At 40.5% G+C, this 20,451-nt stretch carries 14 protein-coding genes; 3 read left to right on the top strand and 11 right to left on the bottom strand.

The genetic code is table 11. From position 1 onward, the window contains the following. Positions 1-283 precede the first annotated feature (283 nt). The 3 genes from KO530_RS14900 to KO530_RS14910 form a co-directional block, all read right to left on the bottom strand. Positions 284-2,194, bottom strand: coding sequence for a CRTAC1 family protein (locus KO530_RS14900; protein ID WP_216049244.1), 1,911 nt, complete (start codon positions 2,192-2,194; stop codon positions 284-286). A gap of 110 nt (positions 2,195-2,304) precedes the next feature. Beyond that, on the bottom strand, positions 2,305-3,753 hold the full coding sequence (locus KO530_RS14905) for a sulfatase family protein (RefSeq protein ID WP_216049245.1): 1,449 nt from the start codon (positions 3,751-3,753) through the stop codon (positions 2,305-2,307). Positions 3,754-3,780: 27 nt separating this feature from the next. Further along, positions 3,781-5,307, bottom strand: coding sequence for a sulfatase-like hydrolase/transferase (locus KO530_RS14910; RefSeq protein ID WP_216049246.1), 1,527 nt, complete (start codon positions 5,305-5,307; stop codon positions 3,781-3,783). A gap of 268 nt (positions 5,308-5,575) precedes the next feature. On the opposite strand from KO530_RS14910, the gene KO530_RS14915 reads away from it, so the two are divergent. Then, entirely contained in the window at positions 5,576-7,999 is a 2,424-nt protein-coding gene (locus KO530_RS14915) for a glycoside hydrolase family 42 (protein WP_216049247.1), read from the top strand. An 84-nt stretch (positions 8,000-8,083) separates the two neighbouring features. Here the strand turns inward: KO530_RS14915 and KO530_RS14920 are convergent, their stop codons facing one another. The 5 genes from KO530_RS14920 to KO530_RS14940 all read right to left on the bottom strand — a co-directional run bounded on the left by KO530_RS14920 (position 8,084) and on the right by KO530_RS14940 (position 13,459). Beyond that, positions 8,084-9,085, bottom strand: a complete 1,002-nt coding sequence (locus KO530_RS14920; RefSeq protein ID WP_216049248.1) for a family 16 glycosylhydrolase — start codon at positions 9,083-9,085, stop codon at positions 8,084-8,086. A 374-nt stretch (positions 9,086-9,459) separates the two neighbouring features. Further along, positions 9,460-10,215 carry a FadR/GntR family transcriptional regulator gene (locus KO530_RS14925; RefSeq protein WP_216049249.1) on the bottom strand — a complete coding sequence of 252 codons (756 nt, stop codon included), beginning with the start codon at positions 10,213-10,215 and terminating at the stop codon, positions 9,460-9,462. A 111-nt stretch (positions 10,216-10,326) separates the two neighbouring features. Then, positions 10,327-10,968: a 2-dehydro-3-deoxy-6-phosphogalactonate aldolase gene (locus tag KO530_RS14930; RefSeq protein WP_216049250.1), complete on the bottom strand. Its 642-nt coding sequence runs from the start codon at positions 10,966-10,968 to the stop codon at positions 10,327-10,329. A gap of 12 nt (positions 10,969-10,980) precedes the next feature. Further along, positions 10,981-11,880: a 2-dehydro-3-deoxygalactonokinase gene (locus KO530_RS14935; RefSeq protein WP_216049251.1), complete on the bottom strand. Its 900-nt coding sequence runs from the start codon at positions 11,878-11,880 to the stop codon at positions 10,981-10,983. Between the two features lie 10 nt (positions 11,881-11,890). Next, positions 11,891-13,459, bottom strand: coding sequence for an MFS transporter (locus KO530_RS14940; protein WP_216049252.1), 1,569 nt, complete (start codon positions 13,457-13,459; stop codon positions 11,891-11,893). Between the two features lie 151 nt (positions 13,460-13,610). Between KO530_RS14940 and KO530_RS14945 the strand changes: the two genes are divergently transcribed. After that, on the top strand, positions 13,611-15,599 hold the full coding sequence (locus KO530_RS14945) for a glycoside hydrolase family 127 protein (RefSeq protein WP_216049253.1): 1,989 nt from the start codon (positions 13,611-13,613) through the stop codon (positions 15,597-15,599). 112 nt (positions 15,600-15,711) lie between these two features. Here KO530_RS14945 and galK read toward each other — a convergent pair whose 3' ends face one another. The 3 genes from galK to galE all read right to left on the bottom strand — a co-directional run bounded on the left by galK (position 15,712) and on the right by galE (position 19,108). Further along, the gene (galK, locus tag KO530_RS14950; RefSeq protein WP_216049254.1) at positions 15,712-16,872 is read right to left on the bottom strand and encodes a galactokinase; all 1,161 of its coding nucleotides are present in this window, start codon (positions 16,870-16,872) and stop codon (positions 15,712-15,714) included. Further along, positions 16,859-17,914: a UDP-glucose--hexose-1-phosphate uridylyltransferase gene (locus tag KO530_RS14955; protein ID WP_216049406.1), complete on the bottom strand. Its 1,056-nt coding sequence runs from the start codon at positions 17,912-17,914 to the stop codon at positions 16,859-16,861. The genes galK and KO530_RS14955 overlap by 14 nt, the downstream gene beginning before the upstream one ends. 183 nt (positions 17,915-18,097) lie before the next feature. After that, on the bottom strand, positions 18,098-19,108 hold the full coding sequence (gene galE, locus KO530_RS14960; RefSeq protein ID WP_216049255.1) for a UDP-glucose 4-epimerase GalE: 1,011 nt from the start codon (positions 19,106-19,108) through the stop codon (positions 18,098-18,100). A 186-nt stretch (positions 19,109-19,294) separates the two neighbouring features. On the opposite strand from galE, the gene KO530_RS14965 reads away from it, so the two are divergent. Further along, complete coding sequence (locus tag KO530_RS14965) at positions 19,295-20,302, top strand: substrate-binding domain-containing protein (protein WP_216049256.1); 1,008 nt, start codon at positions 19,295-19,297, stop codon at positions 20,300-20,302. Positions 20,303-20,451 lie beyond the last annotated feature (149 nt).

The following is a 20,451-nucleotide window of genomic DNA, read 5'->3' on the forward strand; positions in this document are numbered from 1 at the left end:
CTTCTTAGTGGTAAGTACCCGGTAGATAAATCTACGTTTACTAAAGCATTTATTAACAAATGGATTCCATGCTATTAATATAAACATATGATGTTTATATTAGCAACAAATTGTTACTCAAAGGTTGCATATTTGTAATTTGAGTCTGATTTTTTGATATTGTGGACGTTTTTAGAACCCTAAAAACGTAATATGGTGTGGGAAAGCAACACTGAGCATGGTCATTGTTTCATAACCACGTGTAGCGCTGCCTCAATAATTGGTTAGACGGCTTTTGGGTTTATTAGCTACCCACTTTGTTTAAATGATTAACTGTTAAACTTGTTAAGTTAAGCAATTCGCCGTTGCTCCAAGTAATAGTCGCTTTATCAATAGTGCTGCAATTTCCAAGACCTATGTGCAAATTAGTGTCAAAGCTTTGGGAAAATGCCGCAGAACTTGCACCAACATAGCGTATGAACTTTTTCCCACAAGCCTCTAAACGTAAGACTGCATTTTGTGCAGAGCTGTTTTGACGCGGCGAATTCCCCACACGAATTTTTAGAAAATTGTTTTTCGACAGTGCGTTACTATTGTTAACGAATAAATGCCAACGGCCGCGTTGATTTCCAAAGAGAATGTCCATATCTCCGTCATCATCAAAATCAAACGTTTCAGCGCCTTGCCCTGTCGCTCCCAACTCAGCAGATATAACACCGTGGTTGTCAGTAAGTTCGAAATACTTACCATTAATATTCTTATAGAATATTTGTTGATTGGCTTGAGAAGAGTCACCATTGCGGATAATTAGAATATCTGACCATCCGTCGTTGTCAAAATCAGCAACGGCCGCACTGCTAGTTTGTTCAGCGACGTCGATACCAAATTGTTCAGTTACATCTAAAAAGACACCCTGTTTATTCTCTAATAATTTAACCGGTAGTTGTTCTTGCTGTGTAGATTTTGGCGTGGATTTCACATTAAGAATTACCGCGGACGTTGGCGATTTTGTCAGCCCACCTATGCGCCAATACCCATCGCCAATGTACCCAATATAAAGGCCCCTTTCAGTCGTATCTTCAGGAAAACCAGTGGCTTCTAGGGAAGTTAACTGAAAATCTTTTTGTCCATGTTTATCAGAGTCACCAAATGTTAGTTTTGATTTATTAGCACCAACGAAAACACTAAAATCAGGATAGGCCATTTGTAAATTTTCAATAATAAGATCACCCTCTATCAACAAATCTTCGTAATCCATTTTATTTCCGCGAGCAAAAAAAGCGAAGCGTCGCCGTTTATCATCGAAGTAGGTTTGCCCCTCAAATTGGTGTTTTGCACGGGTAAGCAACAGATCAAGATCATTATCATTATCAAAATCGAACGCAGAAATGCTGCTTGTATGAGAGATATTGGTTAGGTCACCAAAGAGCTCTTTTGTGGCATTTTGATATTCCAAACCATTAGCACCTAAGAGTGCAATCATATTTTTGCCACCGTAAAATACGAGGTCAGTATCATTGTCGTTATTCAGATCCGCGACTAAAAGTTTATATCCCAACCATTGGGCATGCGGAAGATAATTGATAAAGTCGAATTCGTTGCTATCATTTTTGCTGTATTGAAAATTTCCCCCTTGCTTCTGCGACTTAAGCGGAAAGGCTGAAGTGATTAGATCTAATTCTCCGTTATTATTAGTATCAACAAACTTCACGGCTCTTCCACGGCTGCGTTCAAAATGTGAATAAACCCCTAGTGATTCCAAGGTGCGGTCTGGATTGACTTGAAATCTAATCGGTAAACGTGGATTTGTGCCGCCACCACCACCTTGCGAAACAATGATATCTATGCGCCCATCGCCATCGTAATCAGCAACAGCTATACCGTGCGTATCCCCACTTATTAGCAGTTTTGATTCCGAATACCTGCCCCCGTCATTCCACAAAATTTTCGCAGCATGAGCATGCTCGGTAATTATTACATCTAAATATCCATCGTTATCAAGGTCAACTATTTGGGGGTTGTCCCACTTTCTACGTGAATTTTGTTCAAGTTGCATGATTGATTCTGATTCTGTAAAAAGCGAAGCGGAATCATTATTTAAAGGTTTTGTCTCTGACATATTTGATTCAATAGTTGTGTTTTCGCAACCTGTTATCATTAACACAGCAGAAATAACCATAGCCAAACTGTTTTTTACACCTAAGTTATTTACCATAATAGTTTCCCATTTGAAGTGACGTAATATCGTAATTACCGTAGCTCACACCAACTTATAGACGACTAAAGCCAGTTCAAACTAAACTCCATAACGATTATTTTTATTAATTAGTCGACCGTGAAAGTTTCACCAAATTTGGGCATATTGTCTTTACGCCATTGATCTCCTTCCCAATGCTGATGAAACCACTTAGGTGGGACGTTAGACCAACTCCAATGGGCGATATCATTGACTAAATCTTGTAATATTTCGGGGTGTTGTTTGGCTAAATCATTTTTTTCAGCAATATCTAACTCAATATTAAATAGCTGCCACTTTCCAGTTACTTTTGTTCGAACTGCTTTCCATTGGTCTCGTCTTACCGACACATCGTGGGCAGCCTTTCTATGCCTCAATACATATAAGCTCTCCCCCTTCCGCGCACTGGAACCCTGTTCGATATGTGACCAGATGTCTTTGCCATCAAGTGTTTTATCTTCCGGTATTTTAGCCCCAGCTAACGCCATGAAGGTTGGATAAAAATCTAATGAAGAAACCGGGTGAGGATAACGTTTTCCAGGTTTCAGTTTTGCCGGCCAGTGCATCATCATAGGTACTCGGTGTCCGCCTTCGCGCGCACTTCCTTTACCTTCTCTTAATGGTTTATTCACCCCGCCAAATTCAACTTTTCCACCGTTATCACTTAGAAAAACGATAAAGGTATTGTCATACTGACCGGTATCTTTCAAGGTTTTAACAATCTCCCTAATGCCTCTATCAACGGCATACACCATTGCAGCATAAGTACGACGCTTCTTATCTTTTATATGTTTAAACCTAGCTAAATCTTCTTCCTTTGCCTCCAAAGGAACATGAGGTGCATTGTACGCAAGATACAAAAAGAATGGCTGAGATTTATCATCAGCTGCTTTAGTAATAAAATTTACAGCTTCACGAGAGAAAGCATCGGTTAGATATTCGGTTTCACGTACCTCAACATCATTGTGTACAAGCGGTGTAATATAGTCATTTATAAATTTTACTCCCTGGCTTTTTACGTGTTCATATCTAGGTTGATAATCAGCCGGAAAAAACTTATGCCCGCCCCCTAAAAAACCGTAAAATTCATCGAATCCACGAACATTCGGGTGATATTGTGGCTGCTCACCTAGATGCCACTTACCTATTGCCCCAGTAAAGTAGCCCGCTTTTTGAAGAGATTTACTGATAAACTCTTCATTGGTATCTATACCCGTATCGGAACCGTTAACTGGAAGATTAAATTGAGAACCTATTTTATGCGGATATCGCCCAGTCATTAATGCCGCACGGCTTGGGCCACAAAAAGGATGTGCTACATAGGCGGAATCAAATGTGACGCCTGAGTTGGCTAGCGCATCTAAATTCGGTGTTTGAATATCCTTACTCGCGTATTGGCTAAACCCAACATCTGCATAACCTTGATCATCTGTTAATACCAATAGAATGTTAGGCCGTGGTGCTTGCTCAGCAGCCACAACAAAGCTAGTTAGGAGTATTGAGGCAGAGAAAAGGTATTTACTTAATTTAGTTTTCATACTTATCTTCTTTAAAATAGGTTTAACTTATAAATACGCTTTCGCGTGGTAATTTAATTTTTCTAATGAGGGATCGGCAACTCTTTCCAGTTCAGATATCAGCAGTTTGACCATGTCAGCCCGTTGCTTTTTGTACTTAGGATCTTTGATTAGATTGTGTACTTCCCCAGGATCATTCTTGAGATCATAAAATTCATCTCGACTATCCCCAGGATTCCAAACAAATTTGAAGTCAGGTGTACGTACTGCACGTATTCCAAACCAGTTGCCGTTGTACCATTCATAAGCATACAAAGATAAGTCAACTTCACCTTCTTCCGCTTTATCTCCTTGTTCCATTAGGGGAATCAACGTATGTCCGTCTTCGTCACCATCTGCCTCTAATGTCATCCAATCAGCAAGTGTGGCAGTAATATCCAAGACCGATACTTGACGTTTAACTATTCTGGGCTGTAATTCAGGGTCTTTAATTAACAGCGGCATACGCATAAGTTCATCGTATGCATACGGTCCTTTGTCATATAAAGTGTGTTCCCCCAACATACTGCCTTGGTCGCCCCAAAGAACGATGTGCAAATCGTCATAAACACCCTCATCTTTTGCAGCTTGCAGTAATTCCCCTACAATTCTGTCTACCATCGCCATGGCCCCATAATAAAAAGCACGAGCTTTGCGCCAGTCTGTTTCTGACATATGACCAACGTCATGCCAAGGCCACCAAATACCATCCTGCGCTAACGGCTTAAATACACGCTTTGATAAATGATTGGCAGGTAGTTCAACTAACGCGGGGTCGTAAATGCTTGCGTAAGGTTCAGGTACACGATAGGCTGGGTGAGGTTGATTAAAACTAATTACGCCAAAAAATGGTCTATCATCTTCTGCCATTTGTTTGAGCATTTTTTTTCCTGCAACTACTTTTTGATAGGCCGCAGTGTCCTCATATCCTCCGTCTAAGGTCATATAGTACTCGTGCTTTTCCCCGCGGCTATCCAATTTTCCTTGATAATATCCCTCTATTTTAGGCACTTTACTATATGGGGTATAAACTCGTGCAAAACGTTCTCGAGCCTCATGTCCGTGCGCTAAGTCTATTTCTGCACCACGTAACTCTGTTCCGCGCGCGCCCAAATGCCATTTCCCAACATGACCGACTAAGTAGCCAGCATCAGACGCGCGGCGCAATACCCCTCCCTCTTTGAGATCAAGCTCAGCTAAACGGGTTGAATACAATTCAACATTGTCATCTAATCCAGTTTTATGTCCCCAGCGCCCCGTGTAAAGTGCTGCTCGCGACGGAGAGCATAAACCTGTTGTTGTCATAGCATTGTCAAAGCGCGTTGATTCAGCAGCTAACGCATCTATATTTGGTGTATTAACAGGTCCTCCACGATAGGAAAAAGTATCAAAACGCATGTCATCAAACATCAATATCAAAACATTGGGTTTTTTCATGTTATTACTGTCTGATGTAGGCTCTGCGGCAACGATACTTGAAGACGTAGACGCCAGCACAAAAGAAATCAACAATAATTTTGTAATTTTACTAAACATTATCCACCGACCTTTTAAACTATTTTTATTCAGATAACTTCACTAATTCCATTGCAACCTAGTGGCACATATTCTTAACATTCACAGCGATATCAGTGTGCTTACTATAAAACTCACTAGGTACGTCGTTGTTACGCCACTTTTACAAAAATAAACAGATTAACAATAAATTTTATTAGTGAGACTTATTTAAACATGATATGTTTAAATAAGAAACATAAAATTAACATGAAAGAATAAATTGATATTTTTAATTTGGGGGAAAGTCATGACACGTCACCTTTTGGCAGCATCGATAGCTTCAGCATTATTACTAACTGCTGGCTGCACTAAGTCCATTGAATCAAAATCGAATACAGCACAAGTAGCAGAACAACAAATAAGTTCCTTAGAGCAGCAAGCACGAGTAAGACTAAAGCAACTTGAAACAATGATGAACGACGCTCGTGCTAAAGGAATAGATGTCACTAGAGAGGAAACCATCGTCTGGTTTTCTGAACAATTTTTGAAATTTGCTAACTGGGATGAAGCCAACCCAGAGACCTTAGAAAAGGCATTTGGTTACGAACGTTACTATGCAAAAGACAAGGTGAGGCTTGCTGCCGAGTTGCCAGATTTCGAACGTAAAAAGGTTATTCAAATTTTGGACAAGGGTATTGACATACTTGGTCAGGAGTTACGTGGTGAAATTAAACGTCGCCCGGTTAATAAGGTCGACTGGCAAGGTACTAAGTCCGGTGACAATATGTTTGTTAGTAATGGTAAACCAATATTTCCCTATGACTACTTTTCAAAAACAGTGGGGCAACCTCTCACCAATACTGATGTTTACAACGATCATTTAGGCGCACTTTATCATGGCGGTGAGAATTTATATCCGGTTGACCATGATCGCGCTATCAATTCGTTCTTACTCAAAGAAGATGGGACTTTTGATCAGGAGTTAATGCAGGAGCTAACAAATATACCGGATACCAATATTGGCTTTTTAGTCTATTGGATAATGGGTATTCCTGAGTGGGTTGAGGAAAAAGAACCTGAGGTACGAAAGGGTAGGTCACTATTTACCGGATTTGATATCGACAATCCACTTGCACGCAAATTATGGAGTAAAATTATTCGCCGCACTGGCGAGTTAACGAAAGGCAAGAAAGTAACAGAATTGGGATTTGTTTTGGCCAATGAACCTCACTGGTATGCTGAAAAAAACCATTGGACACATAACTTCCAAGAAATGACTTCTATTTCATCTTACACTTTAAATAAATTTCGTAGTTGGTTAGATAGAAAATACGCGAATGATATAGCCAAGCTTAACGGGAATTGGCAAAGTGAATTTAAGAACTTTGATGAAGTCGAGATTGAAATTCCCATTGATCCCGCTTTGCAGGGGAAGCCTATTTGGTATGACTGGACCCGTTATAATATGGACAGAAGTACTGACTGGTTTACATTTATGCAAAGTGAGCTTCATGCTGTTAACCCTGACGCCGATACCCATATTAAAATTATGCCGCGGATGTTCATGGATAATGCACGCTCAGGAGGTATAGATACCGAAGCTTTAGCGGAACTTACGACAATGGTTGGCCATGATGCCAAATCCTTTGGCAGCAAAAATATCCGTCCAGGCAAATCATCGGAATGGTTGGAAAAATACTCTTACCACTGGGGACTCGTCGCCATGTTCCATGACTTTATGGAATCAGTGGCTCCTGACAAAATAAACGTTAACTCTGAATCTCACTTTTTATCCTCTGGTCAATGGCGTGATTTAGATACGCGTACGAGCTATGTTAGAAGTGTGTATTGGTTAGCCACTTTACTTGGAATGGATGCAAATATGGGATGGTTTTGGGCTCGCGATCCCGATGGGTCGCCCGAGGACCGTTTAGAAGGAGAACTAAACTTTTTCGACCCAGGTCTTGGGGGAGCTTATGCAGGTTCAAACAATATGCAACCTCATGTTACTAACGAAGTTACGCAGGTTATGTATGACTTAAATAGTTTTTCAGAAGAGATTGTGGCTTTGCGCGAACAACGTCGCCCTTTACGTTTTTTCTATTCAGAAACGACTGCAATTAACATCGACGATTATATGTCACAAAGCTACAAACTGTATGAGTCCATGTTTTTCGAAGGCTTTCCTCTAGGTTTTGCCACCAAGAACATTATTCAAAAACAAGATAATAGTAGTTGGGACGTGATCGTTGTTTACAGAAATAATTTTGTTACCGATGCGGAATTTGAAACATTACAGTCATACCTAGATAGTGGTGGAACAATTATTCTTGATACTCAAAAAGCATTATCTTTAAACGAATATGGCCAGAAACGCACCAAACGTTTAGATTCGGGTAAAGGTAAACTGATTACTATAGGCACGACAGACATTGCAGAAATAAAACAAGCTGCACTTGCCGAAATTAAAGATAGCAGTAAGCCGGATGTAATTATTAAGGAAGACAATCAACTAGGTCACAAAACAACCATGTGGCGCACTATTTCTCAGCCGGATGGAAGTTACCTGGTTAATATACTCAATGTCGGTCACAATACCGCCAAACTAAAGCTGTCATTGCATAATAACCAACCGGTATCGGTTCAGAATATGATGACTGGCAATTCAATGGACGCTACTTTTGAATTACCTTCAGAGGGCGTGTTGTTATTGGAAGTAAAGGCGCAGTAATATTGAATGAAGTCTTTGGCAGCGGATATCATGTAGAAATACAATAGAATATCCGCTGCCAATTTTTTAAAAAAGGCTTTTGTACTATTTACCTAAATGAGATGGTTTTTGCCAGACACGAATATATTCAACGGCAAAATCAACAACCCCATCATCTTTTTCACCTTCAGGACTATTCAATTCTAAATCTTCTTTGCTATTCGGATAGCCATGCCAAGCAAATGTTTCCATGTCTAACCAAAGGTTTATTGGTTGAGTAGCCACATAACCATTATAGTTCTCGGGTAAGTCATCTCTGTTTTCTTTGGCCCATTGCGTGACTTGCTCTGCAGTTACACTTGATAGTAACTTTCCATCTACATAATATTTCATACCATTTTCATCCCATTCGATACCGTAGACATGAAAATCATCCGCCATTCTAAAACCAAGATCTTTTCTTTCTGTGTAACTTGGCTTGCCGCCAAGGGGTTTTTTCCAATCACGAATTGACCACCACAACTGACTATCTAGATGGTCTTTTTTAGGATCTTCTCGACTATCACCAAAAGACTCAAAAAAGTCGATTTCTAAGCCGGGTCCCATTGACCAAAAACCACTAGTAATTTCAGCATCCGCCGATTTACTTTTAATCTCAATATATCCATAGGTAAAAGCGCGTCGATTTATTAAGCACGGGACTGTAATATTTTCATGTTTCATTGGCTTACCGAATACTGGCTTTCTGACCTCTTCTGTAAACGGAAATTCCGGCTCCCAGCGCGCTTCCAATATTAACATCCCCTCTTCTAGGCGGTAATTTCGGCCGGAAAACTGTGAGGGTGCTCGGCCTTTCCATACCCATTTGTCAGGTTTATCTGGATGAATGTATTGCGGCTTGCCGTTTTTAAACTTTCCGACGATAAACCAGCGGTTTTCGTCTATTGTTTCATGGTCGAACTCATCACTTACATCGGTATTTAGTACCCATCCACCAGTATTGTTTTGATCTGATAACGGCAGTAACGCGCTTGCGTCAACCAGCATTGAAGTGAACGTTAGACCGCTGAAAATAAGTGTTCTTTTAAAATATTGTTTATTACTCATCGTTGACCTGCTTTTAGGTTTTAGTTCAGTTTCAGTGATTTGGCACTCGATTTATCAGCCGCCTACCAACCCATAATTAAATTCTAGGTATGCTAAACCTCTATTCTGCTATCTACTTGCGTAACCATCGTTACTCATATACTTGCTGGTAACTTACCGTCAAATAGGTTAATAACTATAAAGATCCACTATAACATCATACTATAGCATAGGTATGATGTTAAAAATAAAAACAATAACAGATAAAAGCAACTTTATTGAAGGTGCATTTACTTTTATGGGAGTTTAGAGCCCCTTTAGGCAGCACAAGGAAGATTTGACGTTATGTGCTAAACAGGGCTCAAATAAGTTTATTCAGTAGGATGAATGACGAATTAGAGTGATTCTTTAAACTGATCATTACCAAAAGCTTCTTTAAGTCGACGAATCGCGTCTCTTAATAGTTTTTCTGTCAGCTTTTCAGCTTTATCCCCATCACCTCTAGCAATGGCATCACAAACTTCACGATGAAATGCAACTGAATCACTGTTCTTACGTGGATCCTTATTTGTAATACGAACACTGACCAATAAAGCAGAATAAATCACACCTTCCATAGCAGTTAAAAACTCGTTGTGAGCGGCGTGCAATACTGCTTTATGAAAAAGTGCATCGGCAACAACAAACTTCTCTAATGAGCCTGATTCTTCTTCCATTCGCTCACAGGCCTTTTCAATTTCTGCGATATCTTCTTTGGTAGCACGTTCAGCAGCCCAGCGAGAAGATTTGGGTTCAAAAGCTAAACGGATGTCCATCAGTTGACTTATAAAATCTAATCTTGGCGTGGCAGTAATGTGCCATGCTAAAACATCATCGTCTAATAAGGTCCACTCATTGCGTGGGCGTACTTTAGTGCCAATACCTCGGCGGACGTCCAACAACCCTTTGCCGACCAATATTTTAACCGCATCACGCACCACCACTCGACTCACCTGAAAACGTTCCGCCAAGGCATTTTCGTCTTCGATTAAACTACCAGTTTCAAAAGTACCAGCGACAATTCTTCTGCCAAGCTCTCGAGCTACTTGAATTGACAAGCTGGGTGTCATTTTAGCGGTACGTTTTAAGTCGTAATAAACTAGTTCACTCATATTTTGTACTTTTTTATTTTAAAATAATAAACATATTATGTTTGTGTAGCCGCTAACTTTCCAGTAATAAATAATTCTATATTACAAAATATCCTTATTTTTGGTGACATTTCAGTGATTATTTACACATTCTCGAAAGTTATGCACAAAACTTCTCGCGCTTTTGCGAATTTCATCCAAAGACATGCTTGATTTAAATAGGGCTGAGCCTAACCCGAATCCAGCGGCTCCAGCTTTTATATAAGGTTGCATACTTTCAATACTAGGGTTAATGCCTCCAACCGGATAAAGCTTGATATCGTTAGGTAGTACAGATTTTAACGCTTTCATCCCTTCAATTCCAAACATAGAAACTGGAAACAATTTTAAATCAGTGGCACCGGCTGAGATTGCTGTAAACGCTTCGGTTGGTGTCGCTACACCTGGAAAAGTAGCACATCCAGCATTCACACACATGCTGATCACTTTAGGATCACAGTTAGGTGTGACAACAAGGTTAGCCCCAGTATCAATAACTTTAGCGGCTAACTCTGGCGTAGTAACCGTTCCTGCACCAATTAAATACTCAGAGCCAAATTCCTTTACCAAAGCGCGAATACTGGTGAGAGGATCGGGGCTATTAAGAGGGACTTCTATCATTGTAAAGCCTTCTTCAATAAGTATTCCTGCCACGTCAATGACGTTGTCAGGTGTAACACCGCGGATTATTGCAATTAACGGTAATTGCTCTGTTAAATCAACTTGTTTGGTCATAAGTAAACTCGTTTAGTTTTTAATTAGCTCAATTAGATTGATCATTCCAGCGAGGAAACATTCGTTGCCAGAGATAACTTCGTTGTTAATATTCAATTTATTGCAAACCAATTGATAACGGTCACATAAATTGCCGCCCCCAATTAAATAAATCGGTTGTTTAGTGGATAAGGCTTCAAGTTCATGTGCTATTAGTAGTCCTGATAGGTAATCGGGAACCTGTTGGTCACTTAAGTGACCAAAAAGACGATGGGTCCAGGCCAAAAACACGCGATTAACCAACGTGGCATCCTTGGCGTCTGCAACCCCTTCATAAAAAGCGCGCTCATCGAAAGCTGGACTTTGTGAGAGGCCTTTGCCTAATAAACTGTGCTTTAACAGCAAGGCATAAAACTCACCAGTTAGATAACTAGAAAAATGGCTCAATTTACCCTGTTCTACCACTGCATGTTTACTGTGAGTACCAGGTAGAACCGAAGTAAAACTGCCCTTTTTTAGGAGTTTTGCCAAACCGAGTAACTGCACTTCTTCCCCACGCATCACATCAAATTTTTCTTTTTCATATTGATGGCAAACTCCCGGAAAGATAACGGCTTCGGGGCCCCAAGGTAAATGAAAACAATGAGCCTTAGTTGCGATTTCATTTGAACCTGCCGCAGTGTGAGCGTAATCAACGTTAACCCATCCCTTTGCTGAACCCACCATGCCTGCCATGTAAATCGGTAGCGATTGATACTCAGGTAGCCATTGTGACAACATTAGCTTTAAGGTTTCAGCAAATTTACCTTGTTCTACTTGTAATAGCCCAAGGTTCAACTCTTTGGTTTCGACAAGTTGATAATTGGCTGACATAGCAAATGCGCGAAAGTTTGTGGTTCCCCAATCTATAATTAAACAGTCAATTTTTTGCACGTTCTTTCCTTTAGACTTTTGCTAATTCGCGTTCAATTTCTTCGATCGTTTTGCCCTTCGTTTCTGGCAGAAAGAAATACATTATTATCAATCCAATAAAGCCAATGACCGCATATAACATGAAGATGTTTGCGACTCCCATGTTGTTTAGCTGCCAAGGGAAGAATTGTTGAATAGACCAAGATGAAATAGTTTGCACTAATGCGGCGAAAGGTAGCGCGACACTGCGTACCGCATTGGGAAAAACTTCAGAAAATATGACCCACATTATGGGACCGATTGACAAATTGAATGCAGCTAAAAAGGCAAAAATACCAAACAAAACAAGAGGTGCGTTTACGCCTTTTATGGTGGCTTTGATGATAATTCCACTCACCATAGGGAGGTCTTTATTATTGAACAGTTCAGCTAGTTTGCTTTTTAGCGCTACGTCGTTGGCAAAAGTTTCACCATGAAGTTGTTCAATTTTGTCTGTTTCGATTCCTTGCTGTTGTAATTGACTAGTTATGCTACCCACTGCTGTCTCATCAAAAACATAGTTAGCCTGACTAAAACCGAACCAAGTGGAACCATGCGCGACAACAACTAAAAGCAAGCCAGCTACAGTCAAAATACGTCGACCAAGCTTTTCTACAAAGCCAATAGCAATAAGTGTTGCTACCAAACCAACAACACCTATAGTAATGGTTTGCATAAATGTATCTTCAACACTCATCCCTATTTGCTCAAATACCATAGGCGCAAAAAATAACACCGCATTCATACCAGTTGCTCCTTGCACGATGGCATAACAAACTGCGATCAAGAGTACAAATCGTAGTCGAGGACTGAACAATAGCTTTAGCTGGCCTTGGGTATTCAGTTTTACATCTTCCTTGAGACTGTGTTTAATTTCGTTGATCAATTGTTCAATTTTTTCAGGCAAAGCAATTTTGCTAAAAACTGTTCTAGCTTCAGTATCCCGGCCTTGTTTAATAAGCCAGCGTGGCGATTCAGGTACACGAAACAATAAAGTCACCCAAACCGCATTAGCAATTAGCTCGGCTCCTAACATTACCCGCCAAACATTGTCTTTGTTAATCCAACTAATATCATCCATAGCGCTTAGCAAGAAATAATTAACTACAAAGGCTACTAGCAACCCTAAACCAATCATAAATTGATTAACGGAAACAAACTTTCCACGCTTTTTAGCAGGTGCGATTTCACCGATATACATTGCTGAAACGGTTATTGAAGCAAATGCAACGCCTCCAATAAAGCGGCCAACAACCAGCATTTCATAGTTCACCGCAGTAGCTGATATAAGGGACGATAAAGAATAGGTAAAACCAATTCCCAGTAATACGCGGTAGCGTCCATACTTGTCGCATAGGGTGCCAGTAAATAGCAGTGCTACAATCACACCCAGCAATGCGCACCCCACTACGGTACCTTGTTGAATGCTATCTAGTTCGAACAACGAGCTAACAAAGCGGATCGCTCCTGAGATATTGGCAGCATCCAAACCGAATATAAATCCGCCAAATGCAGCAATCAATGAATACTGGGTTACTAAGCTATCTGGATTTTTTTGCATAAATTTTCACTACACACTATACATAAGACTAATTTAAACATAGTATGTTTAAAAGATGTAAAATACAATGTTTAATTAGTGATCGAAAGTGTGAATAAATTGAACACTATTCAAAATTAAAGTTAAGACCAAAAGACAAAGAGGTAAAATCATGAGCGCGATTAATTCACAAAATAAAGCGATTATCGCCAATTCAAATAGTCCACACGTTAAGCTTAAAGCCACTAATTTTGCTGACTGTCAATGGACTACTGGATTTTGGGCAGACAAAACCCAAAAAGCAATTGATGTAATGCTCCCATACATGGGCGATGTGTTATGCGGAGACATAGGTCACGCACTCAATAACTTTAAAATTGCTGCTGGAATGAAAGAAGGTAAACATCAGGGCATGTATTGGCATGATGGTGATTTCTATAAATTCGTGGAAGCAAAAACTTACGCTTATGCGTTATCAAAAAACACTGCATTATTAAACGAAATAGATGAATACATTGAGATTTTTGCAAAAGCGCAAGAACCGGACGGTTACTTGCAAACTCAAATTCAATTAAACCCAGATGCAGATAGATACGAGAACCGCAAATATCATGAAATGTACAATACGGGTCATTTGTTCATAAGCGCCTGTGCTCATTTTCGTTTAACTGAGAAACGCAACTTTCTCGATATTGCGATTAAACACGCTGAATTGTTGTACACCATTTTTTTCCCCGACACGAAACATTACCAACGCTTTGGTTTTAACCAAACTCAAATTATGGGTTTGGTTGAGTTATATCGCACGGTAGGTGACAAAAAATATTTGGACCTTGCGAAAAAATTTATCGACCGCCGCGGTACATACGACATCGTGCATGATTCAACCACAGTAGGCTACCCAATCGGAGACATGGTGCAAGAGCGCACTCCGCTGCGCGAAGAGACTGATCCTGTAGGTCACGCTGTGTTAGCGTTATATTATTACGCAGGTGCTGCAGATGTGTACGCTGAGACTGGTGAAAAAGCCCTACTAACTGCACTGGATCGTTTATGGGAAAGTGTTACTCAAAAGAAAATGTACGCAACAGGCGCGGTTGGTCAAACTCATTATGGAGCTTCTGCTAACCGGGACATGATAGAAGAAGGTTTTATTGATGACTATATGATGCCTAACCTTACCGCATATAACGAAACCTGCGCGAACTTGTGTAATGCTATGTTTAGCTTCAGAATGCTGGGTATCCATGGCCAAGCAAAATATGCGGATATTATCGAGCTGGTGATGCACAACAGTGGATTATCGGGGATTAGTATCGAAGGTAAAGATTACTTCTATGCTAATCCACTTAGAATGCTGCATAACGCTCGCGACTATCATTCCCATGCTGATGTTACTGAAACACCCAACCGTGAAGGCTACCTTGCATGTTTTTGTTGCCCTCCCAACCTTGTTCGTACTATTGCAAACTTATCAGGCTGGGCTTACAGCTTGTCCGAAAACGGAATCTATGTAAATTTATACGGTGGTAACAAGCTAGCAACGAATATGCGAGATGGAACTGCGATTAAGATTGTTCAGGAAACGAATTATCCATGGCAAGGCGTTATCAACCTGACTATTGAAGAGTGTAAATCAGACTCTTTCGAAATTGCGCTTCGCATCCCAGGTTGGACTAAAAGTGCAGATATAAAAGTGAATGGACACAGCGCAGAGGTAACCGCCAAGCCCGGAACCTATGCCATAATTATGCGGAACTGGAAGAAAGGCGACACCATTACAATAGACCTACCTATGGAAGCGACTTTTATAGAAGGTCACCCGCGAATAGAAGAAGTGCGCAATCAAGTGGCAGTTAAACGTGGGCCTATCGTTTATTGTGTTGAATCACCTGACTTACCCGAAAATGCAACAATTTTAGATGCGTACATTGATGGCGAAACCGATTTTAAAATCGAGCACAAGACTGATTTTCTAGGCGGTATTACAACAATTGAAGCGACTATGTTGATGCGCAAACAACCGTCAGAAAATATGTATCATTCAATATCAACAAAACCTACATTTCTTCGACATAAAGTACAATTAGTACCGTACTTTTCGTGGAGCAATCGAGGCACGGCTGAAATGACGGTGTTTATGCCTATAGTGTGGAGATAAACTATCAAGTATGTGGCAATAGTGCTTGTACTGTTGCCACTTTGACATAAAAAATCTGATTAACTATATTGAAATTTGAGGAGCTGATAGAGTTAGTTTTTTTATCACAATTTTAGCTTGACGCACTTTCTTGATAGAAAGCACCTTGTTCAGCAGTGCACACATAAACACTTTCTTTTATACCTGTTTGAACTTGGTAATTGGCATCAATTATGTCAACTATTTCGTCTAATTTATCATTTGGTACGAGTGCCACTACACAACCGCCAAAACCACCACCGGTCATTCTTACACCACCCAGCTCACCTAGATTTTGATCAACTAAAGATACCAAATAGTCTATTTCACTTGTGGTAATTTCAAAATCGTCACGCATAGAATTATGGCTGTTACGCATTAGCTTATTGATAGTCTTATAGTCATTTTGTTGTAATGCTGTAAACATATCTAAGGTGCGTTGATTGTCAGTAATAATGTGCTTTGCACGTCTGTAATTCACATCACCCAGTTCGACTTTGTTGGCTTCGAGCAAAGCAACGTTTGCTTCTCGCAAAGAGGCTACACCCATGATGTGTGCAGCAGCTTCGCATTGCTCTCGTCGCAGATTATATTCGCTATCAACTAGTCCTCGTTTTACGTTGGAATTAATGATCAACAGTTTAAAGTCATCTGATACGTGAGTATGGCGAAATGATAATGACTGACAATCAAGCAACATTGCTTTGCCTTTAGCTCCCATCGCTGAAATAAGCTGATCCATAATTCCGCAGGCACAACCCACAAACTCGTTCTCTGCTTTTTGCCCAATCAGCGCTGCATTTACACCATCAATATCTAAGTTATATAACTCACTAAATATCTTTACCACTGCCACTTCAAACGAAGCAGAAGAGCTCAACCCCGCTCCTTGCGGTACGTTGCCTTTTACCAGCAAGCTTGCACCTTTAATTTGCGGATATTTAGCTTTAAGGATCCTCACTACACCGCGAACATAATTGCTCCACGTAGCCGTTTCAACGTGCTGAATATCATCCAAAGCAAACTGTGATTTTTCGGAATCGTAGTCCAGCGCAACGATTTCAACAATATTATCATCACGTTTAGCACCTTGAATTTGTGTGCCAAAGTTTATCGCCACTGGGAATACGAAGCCTTGATTATAATCTGTATGCTCACCAATTAAATTTACGCGTCCAGGAGCCACTATATCGGCCTCTAAAGAGCCATTAAAATGTTCTGAAAATAGGTTTTCTGAGATATTATTTATCGTCATGTTGAGACTCCTTATAATGTATTGCACTAACATCGCGCAATCGCTGTGCGGCTTGCTCTGGGGTAAGGTCCCGTTGTGATTCAGCCATCATTTCATATCCCACCATGAATTTTTTCACTGTAGCAGAGCGCAATAAGGGCGGGAAAAAGTGCGCATGCAACGTCCACTCCGGATGTGTCTCTTGGTCAAATGGAGCACCATGCCAACCCATAGAGTATGGAAAGGAGGTACTAAACAAATTATCGTATCGGATAGTTATTTGGCGAATAATATCTGCCAAGCTTTTGCTAGTTACCTCGTTCAATTCAGTTAAACTCGAGATTGAGAACTTCGGTAATAGCAAAGTTTCAAAAGGCCATGCAGCCCAATAAGGAACTACAACTAACCAGTCATCATTTTCACAAACTATACGCTCTTTAAGCGTTAGTTCTTTTTGTACATAATCATTTAACAGTGAGTTACCATACTTTTCAAAATAAGTCGTAAAATTATCGCGCTTGCGCATTGCAAGAGTCGGTAGATGAGATTGAGCCCACACTTGACCATGGGGATGAGGATTAGAACACCCCATTATCGCCCCTTTGTTTTCAAACACCTGGACCCACTGATACTCGCGGCCCAACTCTAGTGCTTGTTGTTGCCAAGTCGCAACGACTGCTACAAGTTCGTTTAATGAAAGCTCTGGTAGAGTTTTGCTGTGATCTTCAGAAAAACAAATAACACGACTGCGGCCCTTCTCTACTTGCATAGTAAAAAGTGGATCTTCAGTTGCAAAAGTAGGGACGTCTTCTTTTAATGCAGCAAAATCATTCTCAAATACAAAGGTATTTTTATAATCAGGGTTGACTTCACCGTTTATTCGCGTGTTAGAAGCACACAAGTAACAATCTGCGTCATAACTTGGATTTTGTTTGTTATCGACGGCTTCAGACTGCCCCTGCCAAGGACGTTTCGCTCTGTGAGGTGAAACAAGCACCCAATCTCCAGTCATCGGATTCAAACGACGATGTGGATGTTCAGTAGGATCGAATTCGGTATCCATCATATTTTTCTACCTTGATAGTTAGTGTAAATTTTATCAACCCATGGAGGGTAAACGATTACCCTACAGATCGCAACATGTCGCTATAGATTATTTTTTAAGCAAATGAAATACGACAAAATTAACGTTGAAAATATATAAATACATCTACATTTATTAGCAAATAGGAGTAGACCTAGTTATCTATTCATACCCATCTGGATTAGCAGACTGCCATCGCCATACATCTTCCATCATGGTGTTGATATCTCTTGTTGCTTGCCAGTCAAGTTCCTGCTGTGCCTTGTTTGCTAAGGCAAAGCATTGAGCGATATCTCCTGCTCGTCTGTCACAAATAGTATATTTGATCTGTTGACCACTGGCTTGCTCGAATGCATTAATCACTTGTAGGACACTGTTGCCATTGCCTGTACCCAAGTTATATATATGTACCCCTGCTTGTTCGTGCTTTTTCTCTAACGCAGATACGTGACCCTCAGCCAAATCCACCACATGAATATAATCACGTACTCCAGTACCATCTGCCGTTGGATAGTCACTACCAAATACTGCCAGCGACTCACGTTTACCCACCGCCACTTGCGCGATAAAAGGTACCAAGTTGTTTGGGATGCCATTGGGATCCTCACCAATCAAACCGCTGTGATGAGCGCCAACAGGGTTGAAGTATCTTAGAATAATAGCGTTAAGATTTGCATTCGCTATAGCCGCATCTTTTAGCATTTCTTCAACAAACAGCTTTGTGCGGCCATAGGGGTTAGTCGCTTTTAGCGGAAAGCCTTCGTCAATGGGAACTTGATGCGGATCACCATAAACTGTGGCTGAAGAGCTAAACACAATACTATTGACGCCATGTTTTTGCATCACATCTAAAATCACCCTAGTGCCACTAATATTAACGTCATAATATGCCAAGGGCTTTTGTACTGACTCACCAACCGCTTTTAATCCAGCGAAATGAATTACCGCATCAAAATCATGTTGAACAAAAACTTCATCCAAACCGTTTTCATCTCGAATGTCGACATTATAAAATGGAATTTTTGTTTGCGTAATTTTTTCGACGCGCTTCAAAGCTGCAGCTTTACTGTTAATTAGATTGTCTACCACCACAACATCATGACCGCTCGCGATAAGCGAAATCAGCGTATGTGTGCCAATGTAACCTGCTCCACCGGTAACCAATATATTCATATTATGACTCCTTAAGGTAAACATGAAGGTTATACGTTTTCCCTACATAAATAAAGGGATATAATGGAGATAAATGAAAAACAGGTTAAACTTTCACAAAAACAGCTAGGATGGTAGCAATAGTTAGTTTACTATCAGTAGCGTTAATGCTCACAACAACTTCGGATTTGAGAGGTACTTCCAGCTATGGCTACAATTAAAGATATTGCACAAGAAGCGGGCGTTTCGTCTGCCACGGTATCTCGTGTGATCAATAATGGCCCTAAGGTGGGAGAGGCAACACGCAATAGAGTAAAAAAGATCATGGCCGACCTTGGATATCGGCCAAATGCCAATGCACGCGCGCTTGTTACCCAGCGAAGTGCCTCTTTTGGCATCGTACTACCAGAATTATCAGATCCATTTTTTGCGACTATGGCACATGGCATTGAATCGGTAACCCGTAAGAAGAATGTTCAAATATTGATGAGCACAGGATCAATTGAAAAGGCCACAGAATTAAAAGCAATTGAAACCCTTTTAGAGCACCGCTGTAACGCTATGGTGGTGCATAGTAAGGCACTAGATGATGCCACTTTGATAGATTTCGCAAATACCATTCCCGGATTTGTATTAATCAATCGTTATATCGAAGAAATCGGCAATCGTTGCGTTTGGTTGGACAATATTGCGGGGGGGGAAACTATGGCTCGATACATACTAAAGCAAGGACACAAAAAGCTTGTTGTTGTAAGTAGTAAATATCAGATAAACGATCCAGTAGACCGAATTGCAGGTATTGAACAAGAGCTGAACGCAAACGGTATTGATTTATCACCTAATATGATTGAGTACAGCACGCCAGATCAAGAAGGTGGCGAAGTAGCGATGCAAAATTTTCTCGCTAAGGGAGCAGAATTTACCGCAGTGTTAGCCTATAACGATGCGATGGCTTCAGGTGCAATGACCATGCTACTAGATCACAGTATTGATATACCCAACGAAGTCTCAGTCATCGGTTACGATGATGTTTTACTTGCCAAATATTGTCGCCCTAAATTGACTACACTTCGATACCCTATAGAAATGATGGCAGTCAAAGCGACCGAACTTGCGCTGCAATATGCAGCAGGGATTCAGCCTGAGCCAGGAAAAACTTTTAAGTACGCACCGACTATAGTAAAAAGAGAATCGGTTTCCAAAGCAAACCAATAAACTATGACCCCATCCAGACAGGTTTGTATAAATACCTAAAAAAAGTTTTTGACCTAGCTAACCAAAGTCTGATCATGGCCTAATTACTAATATGCAATATGAGGGTGTTAATCACTACTAATTCCTGTATTTTAAGTCCCTAATTTAAG

Source organism: Aliiglaciecola lipolytica (genome assembly GCF_018860635.1).
GTDB lineage: Bacteria > Pseudomonadota > Gammaproteobacteria > Enterobacterales > Alteromonadaceae > Aliiglaciecola > Aliiglaciecola lipolytica_A.

What these genes read in the sequence shown, in the direction of transcription:
- KO530_RS14900 (WP_216049244.1), bottom strand. Translation starts at nt 2,194, where the DNA reads ATGGTAAATAACTTAGGTGTAAAAAACAGTTTGGCTATGGTTATTTCT.
- KO530_RS14905 (WP_216049245.1), bottom strand. Translation starts at nt 3,753, where the DNA reads ATGAAAACTAAATTAAGTAAATACCTTTTCTCTGCCTCAATACTCCTA.
- KO530_RS14910 (WP_216049246.1), bottom strand. Translation starts at nt 5,307, where the DNA reads ATGTTTAGTAAAATTACAAAATTATTGTTGATTTCTTTTGTGCTGGCG.
- KO530_RS14915 (WP_216049247.1), top strand. Translation starts at nt 5,576, where the DNA reads ATGACACGTCACCTTTTGGCAGCATCGATAGCTTCAGCATTATTACTA.
- KO530_RS14920 (WP_216049248.1), bottom strand. Translation starts at nt 9,085, where the DNA reads ATGAGTAATAAACAATATTTTAAAAGAACACTTATTTTCAGCGGTCTA.
- KO530_RS14925 (WP_216049249.1), bottom strand. Translation starts at nt 10,215, where the DNA reads ATGAGTGAACTAGTTTATTACGACTTAAAACGTACCGCTAAAATGACA.
- KO530_RS14930 (WP_216049250.1), bottom strand. Translation starts at nt 10,968, where the DNA reads ATGACCAAACAAGTTGATTTAACAGAGCAATTACCGTTAATTGCAATA.
- KO530_RS14940 (WP_216049252.1), bottom strand. Translation starts at nt 13,459, where the DNA reads ATGCAAAAAAATCCAGATAGCTTAGTAACCCAGTATTCATTGATTGCT.
- KO530_RS14945 (WP_216049253.1), top strand. Translation starts at nt 13,611, where the DNA reads ATGAGCGCGATTAATTCACAAAATAAAGCGATTATCGCCAATTCAAAT.
- galK (WP_216049254.1), bottom strand. Translation starts at nt 16,872, where the DNA reads ATGACGATAAATAATATCTCAGAAAACCTATTTTCAGAACATTTTAAT.
- KO530_RS14955 (WP_216049406.1), bottom strand. Translation starts at nt 17,914, where the DNA reads ATGGATACCGAATTCGATCCTACTGAACATCCACATCGTCGTTTGAAT.
- galE (WP_216049255.1), bottom strand. Translation starts at nt 19,108, where the DNA reads ATGAATATATTGGTTACCGGTGGAGCAGGTTACATTGGCACACATACG.
- KO530_RS14965 (WP_216049256.1), top strand. Translation starts at nt 19,295, where the DNA reads ATGGCTACAATTAAAGATATTGCACAAGAAGCGGGCGTTTCGTCTGCC.